This window comes from Streptomyces sp. NPDC058371, assembly GCF_042723265.1.
GTDB lineage: Bacteria > Actinomycetota > Actinomycetes > Streptomycetales > Streptomycetaceae > Streptomyces.
On record NZ_JBHXJC010000002.1, the window covers coordinates 395052 to 410116 of the forward strand.

A 15065-nucleotide genomic window follows, 5' to 3' on the forward strand; every position below is an offset into this window, starting at 1 on the left:
ACCGGCTCCTCCCAGCGCGGACCCGCAGGCCCGGTTCAGCTCACAGGACGCCCGCGCCGAGCAGGCCGAACAGCGCCACTCCGATGACGATCCGGTAGATCACGAAGGCGTTGAAGGAGTGCTTGGCGACGAACTTCAGCAGCCAGGCGATGGAGCCGTACGCGACGACGAAGGAGACGACCGTGCCGGCCGCGAGCGGAGCGGCACCGACGCCCGTGCCCAGTGCGTCCTTGAGCTCGTACAGGCCGGCGCCGGTCAGGGCGGGGATCCCGAGGAAGAAGGAGAGCCGGGTGGCCGCGACCCGGTCCAGGTCGAGGATGAGCGCGGTCGACATCGTGGCGCCGGAACGCGAGAAGCCGGGGAAGAGCAGGGCGAGGATCTGCGAGCTGCCGACCAGCATCGCGTCCTTGAAGGACACGTCGTCCTCGCCGCGCTTGTGCCGGCCCATCTGGTCGGCCGCCCACATCACACCGCTGCCGATGATCAGCGAGGCCGCGACCACCCACAGCGAGGCGAGCGGACCTTCGATGAGCGGCTTGGCGGCGAGACCCACGACCACGATCGGGATGGTCGCGTAGATGACCCACCAGGCGAACTTGTAGTCGTGGTTCCGGCGCTGCTCGCGGTCGCGCAGTCCGCGCCCCCAGGCCGAGACGATCCGCACGATGTCCTTGAAGAAGTACACGAGCACGGCGGCGATCGCGCCGACCTGGATGACCGCCGAGAACCCGACGACCGCGTTGTCGTCGACGGGGATCCCCATCAGCCCCTCGGTGATCTTGAGGTGGCCGGTCGAGGAGACGGGGAGGAACTCGGTCACGCCCTCGACGGCTCCGAGGACGACGGCCTGACCGACGTTGATGACGCTCATGGGATCCAGTTCTTCTCAGGGAGGAGTGCGGCGGGCACAGTCTTACTACACGGAGATGGCCGTCCATGGCCAAACGCGAGGCTCCCTGCCACTGACTAGGCCCACCAGGCCTCGGCGACCCACACTCCGGCGAACGCGGCGCCCAGTCCTGCCGCCACGCTCGCGACGACGTTGGCGGCAGCGTAGAACCGGGCGCCTCCCTCGGCCAGCCGCAGGGTCTCGTAGGAGAAGGTCGAGTACGTGGTCAGCGCCCCGCACAGGCCGGTGCCCAGCAGCAGCTGGAGGTGCGAGGCGGGGGCGCCCGCGGTGGCCGCGCCGGTCAGCAGGCCGAGGATCAGACAGCCCACGACGTTCACCACAAAGGTGCCCCAGGGGAAGACCGTGTCGTGCCTGACCTGCACCGCGCGGTCCGTGAGATAGCGCAGCGGGGCGCCGACCGCGGCACCGGCGACGACGAGCAGCCAGTTCACAACGAGCTCTTACCTTTCCCGCCCGTTTCGCCGGACTCGTCACTTCGTCCCGTGTACCGGACGACCTCGCACTCGTCGAGGATCACCAGGCCTTCGGTGACGAGCTCGTCGAGCTGCGGCAGGAATGCGCGTACGCGGTCCTCGGTGTCCACGATCACGACGGCGACCGGCAGGTCCTCGCTCATCGAGAGCAGCCGGGAGGTGTGGATCAGCGAGGAGGCGCCGTAGCCCTCGATCCCGCGGAAGACGCTCGCTCCGGCGAGGCCGGCGGCGAGGGCACGGTGCACGATCTCCGTGTAGAGCGGCTTGTGGTGCCAGGTGTCGTCCTCGCCGATGAGGATCGTCACCCGCAGGGCGTCGCCGGTCAGTCTTGTCATCGCCGCCTCCGCAGCAGGGTCCGCCGTGTCGCCGTCGCCGCGAGCCACACCGCCGCGAGTGCCGCGCACAGGGTCGCGGCGAGGTAGGTGAGCGCCGTCCTCGGACGGCCCGCGTCGACGAGTCGCTGGATGTCGACGGCGTACGTGGAGAAAGTGGTGAAGCCGCCGAGCACCCCGGTGCCGAAGAAGGGGCGCACCAGCCGGTGGGCCGCCCACACGTCCGTGATCACGACCATGAACACGCCGATCACCGCACAGCCGACGACGTTGACCCCGAAGGTGGTCCAGGGGAAACCTGCCCTATGCGAGGGCCACAGGAGCGATGCCCCGTAGCGGGCCGTGGCGCCGAGCGCGCCGCCGAGCGCGACCGCGGTGACGGCCGGACCCTGTCCGTGCCACGGATGCGGCCGCCGGGCCGGTGCCCGTGCCGGGGCGCCCGGGTCCGTGGGCTCGTCCACCCTCTCGGGGTGCGGGACTGTCATGTGCGTGCATCTCCGGCAAGATCGCGACCGGTTCACAGCGTAACGCCGGGGGTCTTCGCCGCGCACTCGGTCGGCGCGCGGCCGCGGGCGGCCGGACGGCTCGCAGCCGGCGATACCGCGCGCCCTTACGGTGCCGAGGACCGGCCGGCGGCCTGCCTCGCACGCGCTGGTGGCCGTGCGGAAACGGCAGCGGAGTGCCACGGGGGCACCGGTCCGCTGCTCGGGGCGGTCACGGCGGGAGGAGGCGGCCGGCCGGTCCGCACGGGCGGTGCAGCTCACGGACGGTGCAGCTCACGGGCGGTGCGTGCTCACGACCAGCGCACTCACGGGCAGTGCGTGCTCACGGCCAGTGCGTCCGTGTCCCGGCCGCGGGTGGCGTCACCAGCCCTTCTCGAAGAGCTGCTTGACCTCGGCGATGCGGTACTCGTCGCGACGGTAGAACGTGCACCCTGCGGCGCGCTCGGCGCGCAGCAGGCCCATTCTCGCGAGCAGTTCGAGGTGTGCGCTCGCCACCGGCACACTCAGCCCGAGCGCGACCGCGACGGTGGCCGGGCTGACGCCCTCCGTGGCGAGGTCGGCACAGCTCTGCGGCGGGAAGTGAGCGACGGGGTCCTTCAGTCGCTCCAGGATGTCCAGGCGTGTACCGCCGACCGGCAACTTCAGCATCTCGTCCCCCTCGGTTTCCGCACCGAACGCGACTGCCCAAGAGCCCGGCCGCTCGGCAGCCGGGCCGTCACACGGGTTCAGCGGTGGCTGAACCACGACATGGCCGGAAGGGCCCTGTCGTCATAGCCGAACAGCGCCTGTTCTCCCGGCCGTTGCCAGAAACGGCGTCCGCCGGGTCCCGGCCGTTGCCGGCGACCGCAGTCCAGGTGGCCTCCCAGGAGAGGACACCGAGCCCGCGGCCGTTCGGTACGGCTTCGACGATGTTCATCACGTCCCGGAGCCGGGCTGACTGCCCGGCCGACGAGGCCGCGTACCCGGCGACCAGCTCACCGGTTGTGTCGATGATGTTGGTCAGGGAGCCCTCGGTGTCCAGACGGAACGGGTAGGCCGTCTCGGCCACGAAGACCGGTTTGCCGTACCGGTGCGCCGCGTCGTCCAGAGTGGTCTGGAAGTCGGCGAACGAGCCGTGCCAGTAACCGTAGTACTACAGACCGATGGCGTCGAAGGTCACACCGTTCACCACCGCGTTGTCGAGCCACCACCGGGTGCCCGCAAGGTCGCCGCCCTTCACCGGAGCGGCGCCTCGGCGGTCGGCGGCGAGACCGCCTTCACCGCGCTGGAACCGGAGTTGAGCAGCCCCGCGAGCTGCGGCCAGTTGTCCGTGGCGCCCCCGGACCAGAGCATCCGCCTTGATCTCGTTGCCTGATGGCGCTGGGTGTGCTCGGCGCCCTGCGGAGCCGGCCGCCGGGTCCGAGATGGTGCGGGTCCTCCTCGCCCAGATCGGGGGCGAAGAACCTGCCGCGGTGATCCTGTCGACGGAACCGGTGCGGAGCGAGTCCACGGAGCGGGTGCGCGTGCGCGTGCGGGTGCGCGTGCGGGTGCGCGGCCTGCATACGACGCTCCCGTGTCACGCGACCCGGCCTCCCGGACGGCGACCGACCCACGACCGGACCGCGACCGCAACCGCAACCGCAACCGCGACCGCGACCGCGACCGGTCAGGATCGGAGAAGCCATTTGGCACCCCCACGCCCTAGCGTGAAAGGGCCGGCGAGATCCCGCCGGCGCGAGACGCACTCACTCGCATCCACCCGCATCACCGAGGAGTCGCCATGACCGCGGGCCTGAAGACCATCATCTACCCCGTCAAGGACATCGCCCGGGCAAAGGCCCTGTTCACCGCCTTGCTGGGCATCGAGCCCTATGCGGATGAGACCTACTACGTCGGTTTCAAGGACGCCGGACAGGACGTCGGCCTCGACCCCAACGGCCATTCCAAGGGGATGACGGGCCCGGTTCCCTACTGGCACGTCTCCGACATCAAGAGCACTCTCGCTGGGCTCCTCGCCGCCGGGGCGGAGCCGCTGCAGGAGGTCCAGGACGTCGGCGGCGGCAGGCTGATCGCCTCGGTCAAGGACGCCGACGGCAACCTCATCGGGATCCTCCAGGACGCGCCTTCGGAGTAGGTGCGCGGACCGGGGCTCGGCGCAGCTTCGCGGACGTGTGCGGAGGTGCCGGCTCCGGGGGCCGGCGGGATGTATGCACCCGCACTAGTTGCACACTCAATGACTGGCCGGATCTCTGTTACCGTGCATATATGGCAGCCAAGACCAGTGGAACCCGGCTCGAAGAGCAGTGGCGGGGCATCCTGTCGGTGCACGCGCGCACCATGTGCGAGATCGACCGTGCCCTGCATCCGCACGGCCTCGGCGCCAGCGACTTCGAGGTACTGGACATCCTCGCCGCGGGCAACGCCGCGGCCGCGGTCGAGCAGTGCCGGGTGCAGAACATCGCCGACCGGGTCCACCTGAGCCAGAGCGCCCTGTCGCGCCTCATCGGACGGCTGGAGAAGGAGGGCCTGGTCGAGCGCACGCTCTGCCAGGAGGACCGGCGCGGGGTGTGGGTCGCCCTCACCGCCAAGGGCCGCGACCTGCACGCCGAGGCACTCCCGCTGCAGCGGGATGTCCTGGCCCGCATGCTGAAGAGCTGAACGACGGACGCCGCGCGGACGCGCGGTGCGCCGCGGCGACGAGATCCTCGGTGTGCTGCGGACCGGGTTTCGGTGTGCCGCGACGCGTACACCCGCGGCGTCACGCGGGCCGGTCGGTGTCGGCCGGTTCCGGCCGGACTGGCCCTACACCGTGAACTCCGCGCCGTCCGGAAGGACTTCCACCCCCGCCCCGGTCACCTGAGCGCGGGCCGACGAGTCCGGGTCCAGCAGCGGGTTGGTGTTGTTCAGATGGGTGTAGATCCGCCGTGGGCCGGGGTGGCGGGCGAGAGCGGCGAGGCTGCCGTGCCGTCCCGAGACGGGCAGATGGCCCATGGCGGACTGCCCGTGCGACGACCTGACCGCCGTGCCCATCTCGTCCGGCGTGTAGAACGTGCCGTCGAGCAGCGCACAGTCCGCCGTGGCGAGAAGCCCGTCCAGCGTGGGCGTCCAGGCCGCCACACAGGGTGCGTAGACGAGCACTCCGCCGGTGGCGAGATCCTCGACGCGGTACGCCGTCACCCAGCGGTCGTCAGCGGCGGGAGGGGCGGCAGCGGAGACGTACTTCGGGACCTTCGCCCCGATGGGACGGGCGCTGACCGTCAGACCCCCGGAGAGCACGAAGCCGCCCTCGGTCAGGCTGTCGGCCCAGTCCCAGCGGGCATAGCGGTCGAGCATGGCGCGCAGCGGGGCCAGCGTCTCCAGGACGGGCGGCGCCGCGTGGATCCGCAGGTCCGGGCCGCCGCGCAGGATCGTCAGGCCCATGACGTGGTCGGCCTCGGCATCGGTCAGCAGCACACCCCGGACCGGGGTCTCCCTGGGGCCCGGTCCTGGCGCGAGCGCACCGGTGGAGACGAGTTGCGTGCGGATGTCGGGTGAGGCGTTGAGCAGCCACCAGTCGCGGGAGTTCCCGCTGACGGCGACGCACTCCTGCGTGCGCGTGGGCAGTTTTCCGTCGCGGGCCGCGGCGCACAGCGCGCAGACGCAGTTCCACTGAGGGAACCCGCCGCCCGCGGCCGTACCGAGCAGGACGACTCTCACGACAACCCCACCTTCCGCGTCGGACGCACCGGAGGTGATGTTCCCCGCGGGGCGAGCTCGACTACGTGGTGGCGGGGGGCAGTTCCGGACGATCTTCGCCGGGTCTGCGGTCGGCCGGCCGCCGGGGCGGGACCGGGGCCGTCGGAAAGTCGCGCGGACCGGTCCACAGCGCCGGCACGGCGTCCCCGCGGCGGCACAACTCGTACCCGATGGCCTCGTAGTTGACCCGCCAGCCGTGGAAGTGCGGCCACGCCTGGCGGGTCGCCCGTTCCGCGGGGAAGCCCGAGGCCACGACCATCGCCACCGCGGCGTCGAACTCGGTGTAGGTCAGCCGGATCGGTGTGTCCGGGTCCGGATCCGGGTCGAAGTCGAGGCGCAGCGCCCTGGCGATGTCGCGCAGGGCGGTGAAGCCGGCGCGCAACACCAGACGCGCGTCGGGCGGAGCGCTCCGCGGGGCGAGGGCCAGCTGCATGGCGGCGGCATCCATGACGGCGAGCAGTCCGACGATCCAGCTGCGGTACGGGCGCGGTGAACGGAACGTCAGCAGGATCGGGTACGCGGAGTGGCTCTCGCCGAGGTCCGAGGCGAGCCGCTCCCAGGCGCGGTACAGCGCGGGCAGCGCGGTCTCGGTGTCGACCAGCCACTGCCTGGCCAGGATCTCCGGCCCCCAGGCGGGTTCACCGGCGCGCGACTGGAGCAGGGTCACCTCCAGCTCGCGGCGGTTGTAGGCCGCGTACAGCGTGGGCAGATACGCGATCTGCAGGGCGATCACCACCGGGCCCGTGACCGCCGCCATGAAGTCCACGACGGACAGGTGCAGTCGGTCGCCGCTGGCGAAGCCGAGGGTGAACAGGCTCGAACCGGCCTCGCGCAGGGAGTTGGTCCACGTCAGCGCCGAAATGGCGTGCAGCAGCAGGCCGAACCCGAGCAGGGCACCGCCCAGCCAGGTGGCCAGCATGCCGCTCAGCATCAGCGGGGCCAGCCAGGTCTGCGCGCGGTCCTGGGCGTCGTAACCGCCGCGCCGGGCGAACAGCCGCAGCAGCCGGCGGAGCACCCGCCACCAGCTGTTGACCAGCCTGGAGTACAGGCCGCGGGGCACCACCAGGGTGCGCAGGATGCTGCCGAGGATCAGCGCCAGGAGCAGTCCGCCGGCCACGCCGGAGATCCATTTCATGGGGGTCATTGTCACCGCCGGCCGACTCCCGCCGACGGGGCCTCGCCGCCACTCGTCAGGGGTGTCCGGGCCGGCTCGGACGGCGGCCGTACGAGCGCACATTCGGCCCGCCCGCCTGTCCCGCGCGGCCACCGCGAGCCGGTCGGCGCGAGCCGGACCCACGGCCGACGGGCGGCCTCCACGGTCGCCGGATCCGCTCCGGGTCGGTCGGCGCGCCCCGGCAAGCCGGACCACGGGCCGGTGCGAACGCGTGAGCCGGACCCACGGCCGACGCGTCCCCGCAAGCCGGACCACCGCCGGCCCCGCGAGGCCGATGCCTCGCTCAGCGCAGCAGATCGCGTACCGCGTCGAAGGCGGCCTCCACGGTGGCCGGATCCGCGCCGGGGCGGGCCAGTGCGCTCATGGGGATCGGGGTGACGGCCGGCAGCCCGCCGTACGGGGTGAGCCCGTCGGGGGCCGCGCCGACCGCGGCGAGCAGGGCCACCCCCTGTCCGGTGCGGGCGATGTCGAGGACGCCCGCCAAGTACCCGGCGTCACCCACGACCGTGGCCGCCACCCCGTTGGCGGCGAGCGTCGCGATGGCCCGCCGCCGGATCGCGCACGGGTCCTCGATGGCCACCAGCGGCACCGGAGCGGGGGCGGCGGGCGGCACCCAGCCGGGTGTGGCGTGCCAGGTCAGCGGCAGCCCGCCGACCGGCGTGCCCTCGGTCGCGGCCGCCTCCGTGACGTAGACCGCGACGTCGACACTGCCGCGTTCCACCGCCTCGACGAGCCGCGCCGAGCGGTCGATGCGGAAGCGCACCCGGCAGCCGGGACGCACCTCCTGCACGGCCGCGGTGAGCCGGGGCAGGAACTGGTCGGCGGCGTGCTCGGTGGAGCCGACGGTGACGATGTCGCCGTCCACGTCCAGCAGGGCCCGTACCGCCTCGTCGTGCACCGCGAGGATCCGGCGGGCCTGTTCCACGAGCAGGCGTCCGTCGGGGGTGAACCGGGTGCTCCGGCCATCACGCTCCACGATCGCGCGCCCGAGGGTCTTCTCCAGTCTGCGGACGTGCTGGCTCACCGCGGACTGGCTCAGGGTGAGGGCGCGGGCCGCGCGATGGAAGCCGCCGCAGTCGGCTATCGCGGTCAGGCTGCGCAGGGCCACGATGTCGAGGACAGGTTGGGGCATACGGCGACCGTAGCAAGACCCTGAACTGGTATCGATCGCGATCTCTGATCGATTTCGATGCGGAATCGTCGTTGGACGCCGTGCGCCGTGGCCGGTCATGATGAGCGCATGCTGCACACGACCGCATTCGCTGCCTTTCTGACGCAGCGCCGAGTCATCGACTTCGGCGTGGCGAGCAGCGCGCGTTGTCGTTGACCTGCTGATCCGGTCCGCCCCTCCGCCCGAGGCCCGTGTTGTCCCGGCGGCGCCGAGCGGCCGCCCCGCTGATCACCGGCGCACATGACGCGGGTCCCCGCGCGCCCCACATGTGACGCGGCACACCTCTTCTCTCCCACCCGGACCGCGCTTCCGCCGTCGATCCGACACGTGAGAACGGTTCCGAGCCCGCCGGCCCATACCCCCGCACGCCCGCCCCCTCGCACGGGAGTCGCCCCCTCATGCCCGCATCTCCGTCCTCCGCATCCTCTCCGTCCGCCCCGCCCGCCCTCTCCACCTGGAACGAACCCGACGGGCTCGCCGCGCGCGGCACGCTGATCGTGCTGGCGGGGCGGGGGGAACACGCAGGCGTGTACGAGCGGTTCGGCCGCCGGCTCGCCTTCGACGCCTACCGCGTGCGGGCCCTCGGCGACCCGACCGCCGACCCCGCCGTCCTCGACCGGGCGGCCAAGCTCCTCGCGGACGAGTCGCTGCCCGGCCCCAAGGTGGTCGTCGGCTCGGACACGGGAGCGCTGTACGCCGCCCGTCTCGCCGCCGAGCAGCCGGCGGGCATCGACGCACTGATCCTCGCCGGACTGCCCACCACCCCCTGGACGTCCGGGAGTTGGGAGGAGGAGCGGGCCGCGCGAACCGCCTGCCCCACTCACCAGGGCCGGCTCACGGACGACCCGCACTTCCGGCGTGGAGCGCTGGCCGAGCCCGCTGATCCACCGGAGCTCCGCCTCGATCTCGTCCACGTCCCGGTCCTCGCCCTGCACGGCGCGGACGACGTCATCAGCTCCCTCGACCAGGCGCTCAGCGCGTACGAAGGGTTCCCCGAGGTGCGAACGGTGACCTTCAACGGCGGTCGCCACGACGTACTGAACGACGCACTGCACCGTACGGCCGCGGCCACGGTGGTCCTCTTCCTGGAACGGCTGCGTCTCTCCGCCGAGCTGCCGGTGATCGCCGAGGGTCTCGCATGAGCGCCCGCGTGACGACGACGGCTGCTGAGCTCGGCAGCCTGGTGCGGTCCGCGGCACCGCCGGTGGTGCTCGACGTGCGCTGGGCGCTGGGCGACCCGCACGGCCGCGACCACTACGCGGCCGGGCACATCCCGGGCGCGGTGTACGTCGACCTGGACACCGAGCTGGCCGCGCCGGCCGACCGCGAGGGCGGCCGCCATCCGCTGCCCGACCTCGCCGATCTGCAGGACGCGGCCCGGCGATGGGGCGTGCGGCCGGAGCGGCCGGTCGTCGTGTACGACGACTCGGGGAACACGGCCGCCGCCCGCGCCTGGTGGCTGCTGCGTCACGCCGGACTGTCCGAAGTGACGCTTCTGGACGGCGCGTTGGACGCCTGGCGGGCGGCCGGGCTGCCGCTGGAGTCCGGCGTGCCCGCCGATCCGCCGGCCGGTGACGTCGTCCTGCGTCCGGGCGGACTGCCGGTGACGGACGCGGACGGAGCCGCCGAACTGGCCGCGAGCGGACTGCTGTTGGACGCCAGGGCCGCCGAGCGGTACCGCGGCGAGGTCGAACCGGTCGACCCGCGCGCGGGCCACATCCCGGGCGCGGTCTCCGCGCCGACCGGGGAGAACCTCGCGGCGGACGGGACCTTCCTCCCGCCCGAGGTGCTGGGCAAGAGGTTCGAAGGCAAGGGCGCGAGTGAGGCCGGCCGGATCGGCGTCTACTGCGGCTCCGGCGTCACCGCCGCCCACCAGATCGCCGCACTGGCCGTCGCCGGGTACGAGGCCGTCCTCTTCCCCGGCTCCTGGTCCGCATGGTCCGCCGACCCCGCACGCCCCGCCGCGACCGGCCCGCTGCCGTCCTGAGGCGACGCGAGAGGAACCCCCATCATGACGACAGAACCGATCAGCGCGACAGCCACGGCGCCGCCGGACGACGGCGGCACGACATCCCGGGCCGACGTCACCCTCACGAAGACCGCTCCGGCGCCCCGCGTCACCATCCGGGGCACCACCCGTGCCACCCGCCGTTTCACGCTCCCCCGCTCCGTCCGCCGCACGGCCGGCCCCGTCGGGCTCGTCCTCCTGTGGTTCGTGACGTCGGCCACCGGGGTGCTCCCCGAGTCCGTGCTCGCCTCCCCCATGGACGTCGTACGCCAGGCCGTCGACCTCACGCGCAACGGTGAACTCCCCGGCGCCATCGCCGCGTCGGGGCGCCGGGCCGCCACCGGGTTCCTCATCGGGGCGACGGTCGCGCTGGCCCTGTCCCTGCTGGCCGGGCTGTTCCGGCTCGGCGAGGACATCATCGACTCCTCGATGGGGATGTTCCGGGCGATCCCGTGGGTGGGTCTGATCCCGCTGTTCATCGTCTGGTTCGGCATCGAGGAGACGCCGAAGGTCGCGCTGGTCGCCGTCGGCGTGACCTATCCGCTGTACTTCAACATCTACGGCGGCATCCGCTCCACGGACGCCCAACTCATCGAAGCGGCACGGATGATGGGGCTCGGCCGGCTGGGTCTGATCCGCTACGTGATCCTGCCGAGCGCGCTGCCCGGGGCCCTGGTGGGCCTGCGGTACGCACTGTCCACCGCTTGGCTCGCCCTCGTCTTCGCCGAGCAGATCAACGCGGATGCGGGGCTCGGCTATCTGATGAGCAACGCCCAGCAGTACTTCCGCACGGACGTCATCGTGCTCTGCCTCGCCGTGTACGCCCTGCTCGGTCTGGCCTGCGACTTCGCCGTACGGATCCTCTCGCGTCGCCTGCTGACCTGGCGGGCCTCCTTCGAAGGCGAGGCCTGAGCATGAGTTCCACCACCCTGGCCAACAGTGTCGAGATCCGTGGGCTCTCCCGCGCCTTCGACGGCCACACTGTGCTGCACGACCTCGATCTCGACATCCGCGAGGGCGAGTTCGTGGCCCTCCTCGGCCACAGCGGCTGCGGCAAGTCGACGCTGCTGCGGATCCTCGCGGGGCTCGACGACGAGATCGGCGGCGAGGTCACCGTGCCGGCGCGGCGCAGCGCCGCGTTCCAGTCGCCCCGGCTGCTGCCCTGGCTCAAGGTGTGGCGCAATGTCGTCCTCGGACTGCCGGGCCGCCCCGATCGGGCGCTCGCCCGGCGGGCCCTGGACGAGGTCGGCATAGCGGAGCGGGCCATGGTCTGGCCGAAGACGCTCTCCGGCGGACAGGCGCAGCGGGTTTCGCTGGCCCGTGCTCTCGTCCGGGAGCCTGAACTGCTGCTGCTCGACGAACCGTTCGGCGCCCTCGACGCGCTGACCCGGGGCCGGGTGCAGCAGTTGGTCGCCGAGCTGTGGCAGCGGCACGGCTGCGCGATCCTCCTGGTCACGCATGACGTGGAGGAGGCGCTGCTGCTCGCCGACCGTGTGCTGGTGATGGACGAGGGCCGCATCGCCCACGACCTCACCGTCGGCCTGCCCCGCCCCCGTGATCTGACCGCACCCGAGTTCGTCAGCCTGCGCGCCCGCCTCCTGAACTGGCTCGGCGTCACCCCCACCCTGGAAGGGAACCCTTCGTGATACGCAGACTCGCAGCGGCCGCGCTGAGCCTGTCCGCCCTGCTGGCGCTGACCGGCTGCGGCGCCGACTCCGCCGCCGACACGGCGGGCGGTCAGGGCGGAGTGACACTCACCATCGGCGACCAGGCCAAGACGCTGCAGACCATCGTCGCCGCCTCCGACGCGCTCAAGGGTGCCAAGTACAAGGTGAAATGGGCCGAGTTCGAGGGTGCGGCCCCGCTGTACCAGGCCGTGCAGGCGGGCGCCGCCGACACCGCCTACTCCGCCGACCTGCCCGCCCTCCAGGCCCTCAGCGGCGGGGTGAAGTTCAAGAACGTGGCCGCCCTCAAGAACGACGGACACCACACCGCGATCATCGTCCGCAAGGACTCCTCGGTGCAGAGCGTCAAGGACCTCAAGGGCAAGAAGGTCGTGGTGTCCTCCGCCAAGGGCAGCATCGCCGAGTACCTGCTCGCCAACGTCCTTCAGCAGAACGGGCTCAAGTACTCCGACGTGCAGGTGCAGTACCTTCTGCCCACGGACGCGCAGGCGGCCTTCTCCTCCGGAAAGGTCGAGGTCTGGGCGACCTTCGGGGTGTATCAGGCCGTGGGCCTGCAGCAGGGCGGACGGCTCCTGGTCGACGGCGCGGACGGACGCATCAGCGGATACGGCTTCATCGGCGCCTCCGAGAAGGCGCTCTCGAGCCCGGCGAAGAAGACCGCGCTCGGCGACTTCCTCGAACGGCTCGGCACGGCCCTGAAGTGGACCGATACGCATCAGGACGCGTACGCCGCCGCCATCGAGAGGCGCAACGGCGCCGACCCCGCCGTCGCCAAGACCCTCGCCTCGGCCGCCTACAGCCGGCTCCTGCCGATCACGTCCGAGGTGAACACGAAGGTGCAGGGCGTGGCCGATCTGATGCACGGCATCGGCGTGCTCGAACCGAATGTCGACGTTTCGAAGTCCGCCGACACGTCCGTCCTCAAGTGACCTGAGAAAGCCAGGAGATCGCCATGCCCGTCGAGTTCATCAGCGCCGTGCACACCGCCGCCGGATCCTCCGGCCCGGCGGCCAGTGCCCGCACCGGCTTCGACCCCGACTACGTACGCCGCTATGCCCGCGCCCTGGACGACGGCGGCTTCGACCACACGCTGGTCGCCTACCACTCGGCGTCCCCGGACGCCCTTCAGCTCGCCCAGTTCGTCGCCACGCACACCGAGCGCATCCGCCCGATCCTGGCCCACCGGCCGGGCGTCATCTTCCCCACCCACGCGGCCCGCGCCTTCGCGACCCTCGACCTCATCAGCAACGGCCGTCTCGCCGTGCACATCATCTCCGGGGGCAGCGACGAGGAGCAGCGGCGGGAGGGCGACTACCTCAACAAGGCCGAGCGGTACGAGCGTTCGGACGAGTACATCCAGATCCTGCGGAAGGTGTGGGCGGCGGACGGGCCGGTCTCGCACGAGGGCAGGCACTACCGGTTCGAGGGATACCACTCCGACGTACGGCCGGTGAACGGGCTGGTCCCGATCTCGGTGGGCGGTTCCTCGCAGGACGCGTACCGGGTGGGCGGGCAGCAGGGCGACATCTTCGGGCTGTGGGGTGAGCCGCTGAAGGAGACGGCCGAGCAGATCGCCGCGGTCAACGCGGTCGCTGACGCGGCCGGGCGCCCGCACCCCCGCATCTGGGTGTCGTTCCGCCCGATCATCGCGCCCACCGAGGAACTGGCCTGGGAGAAGGCGCACCGCACCCTCGGCGTGCTGAAGGACCAGGCGGCGAGCACCGAGCAGCTGCGCCACTACCGGACGACCGGGCGCCCGGCAAACGTCGGTTCACAGCGGCTCCTCGACATCGCCGAGCGCGGCGAGGTCCACGACCGCTGCCTGTGGACGGCCCCGGCGGTCGCCACCAACGCCGCGGGTGCCTCGACCGCCCTGGTCGGCACCCCGGAGACGGTCGCGGCGGCGCTCCTCGACTACGTCGACATCGGCTGCGACCTGCTGTCGATCCGCGGCTACGACCCCCTCAACGACGCCATCGACTACGCCCGACACGTCCTGCCGCTGGTCCGTCAGGAGCTCGCCCACCGCGCAACGACCAGCCAGGCCGCCTGACCACCCTCAGCTCTCATGGAGATTCCGTGTTGCGTCACACTCTGCGCTCGACCGCCGCCGCCCTGGCCCTGCTGCTGCCGTTCGCCGCGGCCTGCGGGACCGAGGCGAAGGCCGAATCCTCGTCCGATCTGTCCTCCGTGACCCTGAAGGTCGGCGCCACCGGCTGGAAACAGGAGGAGGCGGTCCTGAAGTTCGCCCACCTCGACGACACTCCCTACCAGGTCAAGTGGAGCCAGTTCCAAGGCGGTGACCAGCAGCTCCAGGCCATCCGGGCGGGCGCTCTCGATCTCGCGTCCTCCAGCGAGATCCCGCCGGTCTTCGCGGCGGCCGACGGAAAGCCCAACTTCAAGGTCGTCGCCGTCTACCAGGGTTCGACGCTCAATCAGGAGGTCGTCGTCCCCAAGGGCTCCAAGGTGACCGGCATCGCCGGCCTGAAGGGCAAGAAGGTCGGCTACGTCCAGAACACCACCGCCCACTACTTCCTGTACGAGCTGCTGAAGCAGGCCGGCCTCAAGTGGTCCGACATTGATGCCAAGCCGCTGCTGCCCAACGACGGACTCGCCGCCCTGAACGGCGGCGGCATCGACGCCTTCGCCTCGTACGGCACGTCGATCATCACCGCCCACCAGCAGGGCGCCGTCACGGTCGGCTCGGGCAAGGACATCCTGTCCGGCAATTTCCTCTGGTCGGCGCGCGACAGCGTCCTGGACAGCCCCGGCCGGACGGCGGCCGCGGCCGATCTGATCGCCCGGATCAGCAAGGCGTACGCGTACGTCCGTGACGGCCGCGAGAGCGCGTTCGCCAAGGTGATCTCGGAGGCCACCCACCAGCCCCTGGCCCAGGCGGAGAAGGATCTGCGCGACGGTCAGGCGCAGCGCCCGACGAAGGCCAGGACGGTCGACGACGCCGCCATCGCCTCGCAGCAGGAGGTCGCCGACGCCTTCACCCGACTCGGCGCGCTCACGACGCACCTGGACGTCAAGTCCTTCTGGAGCCGCAAGCTGAACGCCGACCTGGGGAAGGACCTGTGACCGCCGGACTC

General features: G+C 71.7%; 17 protein-coding genes and 1 pseudogene. 9 read left to right on the forward strand and 9 right to left on the reverse strand.

Going from position 1 to position 15065, the window contains the following annotated elements:
* Positions 1-40 precede the first annotated feature (40 nt).
* From ACFWM2_RS09320 to ACFWM2_RS09345, 6 genes and pseudogenes are all read right to left on the reverse strand, one after another.
* Complete coding sequence (locus ACFWM2_RS09320) at positions 41-871, reverse strand: undecaprenyl-diphosphate phosphatase (protein ID WP_383275208.1); 831 nt, start codon at positions 869-871, stop codon at positions 41-43.
* Between the two features lie 95 nt (positions 872-966).
* The gene (gene crcB, locus ACFWM2_RS09325) at positions 967-1341 is read right to left on the reverse strand and encodes a fluoride efflux transporter CrcB (protein WP_383275210.1); all 375 of its coding nucleotides are present in this window, start codon (positions 1339-1341) and stop codon (positions 967-969) included.
* The gene (locus tag ACFWM2_RS09330; RefSeq protein ID WP_383275213.1) at positions 1338-1718 is read right to left on the reverse strand and encodes a DUF190 domain-containing protein; all 381 of its coding nucleotides are present in this window, start codon (positions 1716-1718) and stop codon (positions 1338-1340) included. Before ACFWM2_RS09330 ends, crcB (ACFWM2_RS09325) begins: the two co-directional genes overlap by 4 nt.
* Positions 1715-2200, reverse strand: a complete 486-nt coding sequence (gene crcB / locus ACFWM2_RS09335; protein WP_383275216.1) for a fluoride efflux transporter CrcB — start codon at positions 2198-2200, stop codon at positions 1715-1717. Before crcB (ACFWM2_RS09335) ends, ACFWM2_RS09330 begins: the two co-directional genes overlap by 4 nt.
* 378 nt (positions 2201-2578) lie before the next feature.
* Entirely contained in the window at positions 2579-2866 is a 288-nt protein-coding gene (locus ACFWM2_RS09340) for an ArsR/SmtB family transcription factor (protein ID WP_383275219.1), read from the reverse strand.
* Positions 2867-2943: 77 nt separating this feature from the next.
* Positions 2944-3572, reverse strand: a pseudogene (locus ACFWM2_RS09345) (glycosyl hydrolase 53 family protein); the annotation flags it as partial.
* Between the two features lie 405 nt (positions 3573-3977).
* Here ACFWM2_RS09345 and ACFWM2_RS09350 point away from each other — a divergent pair.
* Complete coding sequence (locus tag ACFWM2_RS09350; protein ID WP_383275222.1) at positions 3978-4331, forward strand: VOC family protein; 354 nt, start codon at positions 3978-3980, stop codon at positions 4329-4331.
* Between the two features lie 131 nt (positions 4332-4462).
* Complete coding sequence (locus ACFWM2_RS09355) at positions 4463-4855, forward strand: MarR family winged helix-turn-helix transcriptional regulator (protein WP_383275225.1); 393 nt, start codon at positions 4463-4465, stop codon at positions 4853-4855.
* Between the two features lie 144 nt (positions 4856-4999).
* Here the strand turns inward: ACFWM2_RS09355 and pqqB are convergent, their stop codons facing one another.
* The 3 genes from pqqB to ACFWM2_RS09370 form a co-directional block, all read right to left on the reverse strand.
* Positions 5000-5893, reverse strand: coding sequence for a pyrroloquinoline quinone biosynthesis protein PqqB (gene pqqB, locus ACFWM2_RS09360; RefSeq protein ID WP_383275228.1), 894 nt, complete (start codon positions 5891-5893; stop codon positions 5000-5002).
* Between the two features lie 61 nt (positions 5894-5954).
* Complete coding sequence (locus tag ACFWM2_RS09365; RefSeq protein ID WP_383275231.1) at positions 5955-7067, reverse strand: hypothetical protein; 1113 nt, start codon at positions 7065-7067, stop codon at positions 5955-5957.
* Positions 7068-7389: 322 nt separating this feature from the next.
* Positions 7390-8238, reverse strand: a complete 849-nt coding sequence (locus ACFWM2_RS09370; protein ID WP_383275234.1) for a LysR family transcriptional regulator — start codon at positions 8236-8238, stop codon at positions 7390-7392.
* A gap of 437 nt (positions 8239-8675) precedes the next feature.
* On the opposite strand from ACFWM2_RS09370, the gene ACFWM2_RS09375 reads away from it, so the two are divergent.
* The 7 genes from ACFWM2_RS09375 to ACFWM2_RS09405 are packed head-to-tail and all read left to right on the forward strand — an operon-like array spanning position 8676 to position 15054.
* On the forward strand, positions 8676-9419 hold the full coding sequence (locus ACFWM2_RS09375; protein WP_383275237.1) for an alpha/beta hydrolase: 744 nt from the start codon (positions 8676-8678) through the stop codon (positions 9417-9419).
* Positions 9416-10264: a sulfurtransferase gene (locus ACFWM2_RS09380; protein WP_383275240.1), complete on the forward strand. Its 849-nt coding sequence runs from the start codon at positions 9416-9418 to the stop codon at positions 10262-10264. The genes ACFWM2_RS09375 and ACFWM2_RS09380 overlap by 4 nt, the downstream gene beginning before the upstream one ends.
* Positions 10265-10288: 24 nt before the next feature.
* The gene (locus ACFWM2_RS09385; protein ID WP_383275243.1) at positions 10289-11197 is read left to right on the forward strand and encodes an ABC transporter permease; all 909 of its coding nucleotides are present in this window, start codon (positions 10289-10291) and stop codon (positions 11195-11197) included.
* Positions 11198-11199: 2 nt separating this feature from the next.
* The gene (locus tag ACFWM2_RS09390) at positions 11200-11931 is read left to right on the forward strand and encodes an ABC transporter ATP-binding protein (RefSeq protein ID WP_383275246.1); all 732 of its coding nucleotides are present in this window, start codon (positions 11200-11202) and stop codon (positions 11929-11931) included.
* Positions 11928-12899, forward strand: coding sequence for an ABC transporter substrate-binding protein (locus ACFWM2_RS09395; protein ID WP_383275249.1), 972 nt, complete (start codon positions 11928-11930; stop codon positions 12897-12899). Before ACFWM2_RS09390 ends, ACFWM2_RS09395 begins: the two co-directional genes overlap by 4 nt.
* A gap of 23 nt (positions 12900-12922) precedes the next feature.
* Positions 12923-14023 carry an LLM class flavin-dependent oxidoreductase gene (locus ACFWM2_RS09400; protein WP_383275252.1) on the forward strand — a complete coding sequence of 367 codons (1101 nt, stop codon included), beginning with the start codon at positions 12923-12925 and terminating at the stop codon, positions 14021-14023.
* Positions 14024-14049: 26 nt separating this feature from the next.
* A complete protein-coding gene (locus ACFWM2_RS09405) occupies positions 14050-15054 on the forward strand; it encodes an ABC transporter substrate-binding protein (RefSeq protein WP_383275255.1) in 1005 nt (334 codons plus the stop codon).
* The last annotated feature ends 11 nt before the right edge of the window (positions 15055-15065 follow it).

Bases quoted from the DNA above. Each gene is read 5' to 3' on its own strand.
- ACFWM2_RS09320 (WP_383275208.1), bottom strand. From the start codon at position 871: ATGAGCGTCATCAACGTCGGTCAGGCCGTCGTCCTCGGAGCCGTCGAG.
- ACFWM2_RS09330 (WP_383275213.1), bottom strand. From the start codon at position 1,718: ATGACAAGACTGACCGGCGACGCCCTGCGGGTGACGATCCTCATCGGC.
- crcB (WP_383275216.1), bottom strand. From the start codon at position 2,200: ATGACAGTCCCGCACCCCGAGAGGGTGGACGAGCCCACGGACCCGGGC.
- ACFWM2_RS09340 (WP_383275219.1), bottom strand. From the start codon at position 2,866: ATGCTGAAGTTGCCGGTCGGCGGTACACGCCTGGACATCCTGGAGCGA.
- ACFWM2_RS09350 (WP_383275222.1), top strand. From the start codon at position 3,978: ATGACCGCGGGCCTGAAGACCATCATCTACCCCGTCAAGGACATCGCC.
- ACFWM2_RS09355 (WP_383275225.1), top strand. From the start codon at position 4,463: ATGGCAGCCAAGACCAGTGGAACCCGGCTCGAAGAGCAGTGGCGGGGC.
- ACFWM2_RS09365 (WP_383275231.1), bottom strand. From the start codon at position 7,067: ATGAAATGGATCTCCGGCGTGGCCGGCGGACTGCTCCTGGCGCTGATC.
- ACFWM2_RS09370 (WP_383275234.1), bottom strand. From the start codon at position 8,238: ATGCCCCAACCTGTCCTCGACATCGTGGCCCTGCGCAGCCTGACCGCG.
- ACFWM2_RS09375 (WP_383275237.1), top strand. From the start codon at position 8,676: ATGCCCGCATCTCCGTCCTCCGCATCCTCTCCGTCCGCCCCGCCCGCC.
- ACFWM2_RS09380 (WP_383275240.1), top strand. From the start codon at position 9,416: ATGAGCGCCCGCGTGACGACGACGGCTGCTGAGCTCGGCAGCCTGGTG.
- ACFWM2_RS09385 (WP_383275243.1), top strand. From the start codon at position 10,289: ATGACGACAGAACCGATCAGCGCGACAGCCACGGCGCCGCCGGACGAC.
- ACFWM2_RS09390 (WP_383275246.1), top strand. From the start codon at position 11,200: ATGAGTTCCACCACCCTGGCCAACAGTGTCGAGATCCGTGGGCTCTCC.
- ACFWM2_RS09400 (WP_383275252.1), top strand. From the start codon at position 12,923: ATGCCCGTCGAGTTCATCAGCGCCGTGCACACCGCCGCCGGATCCTCC.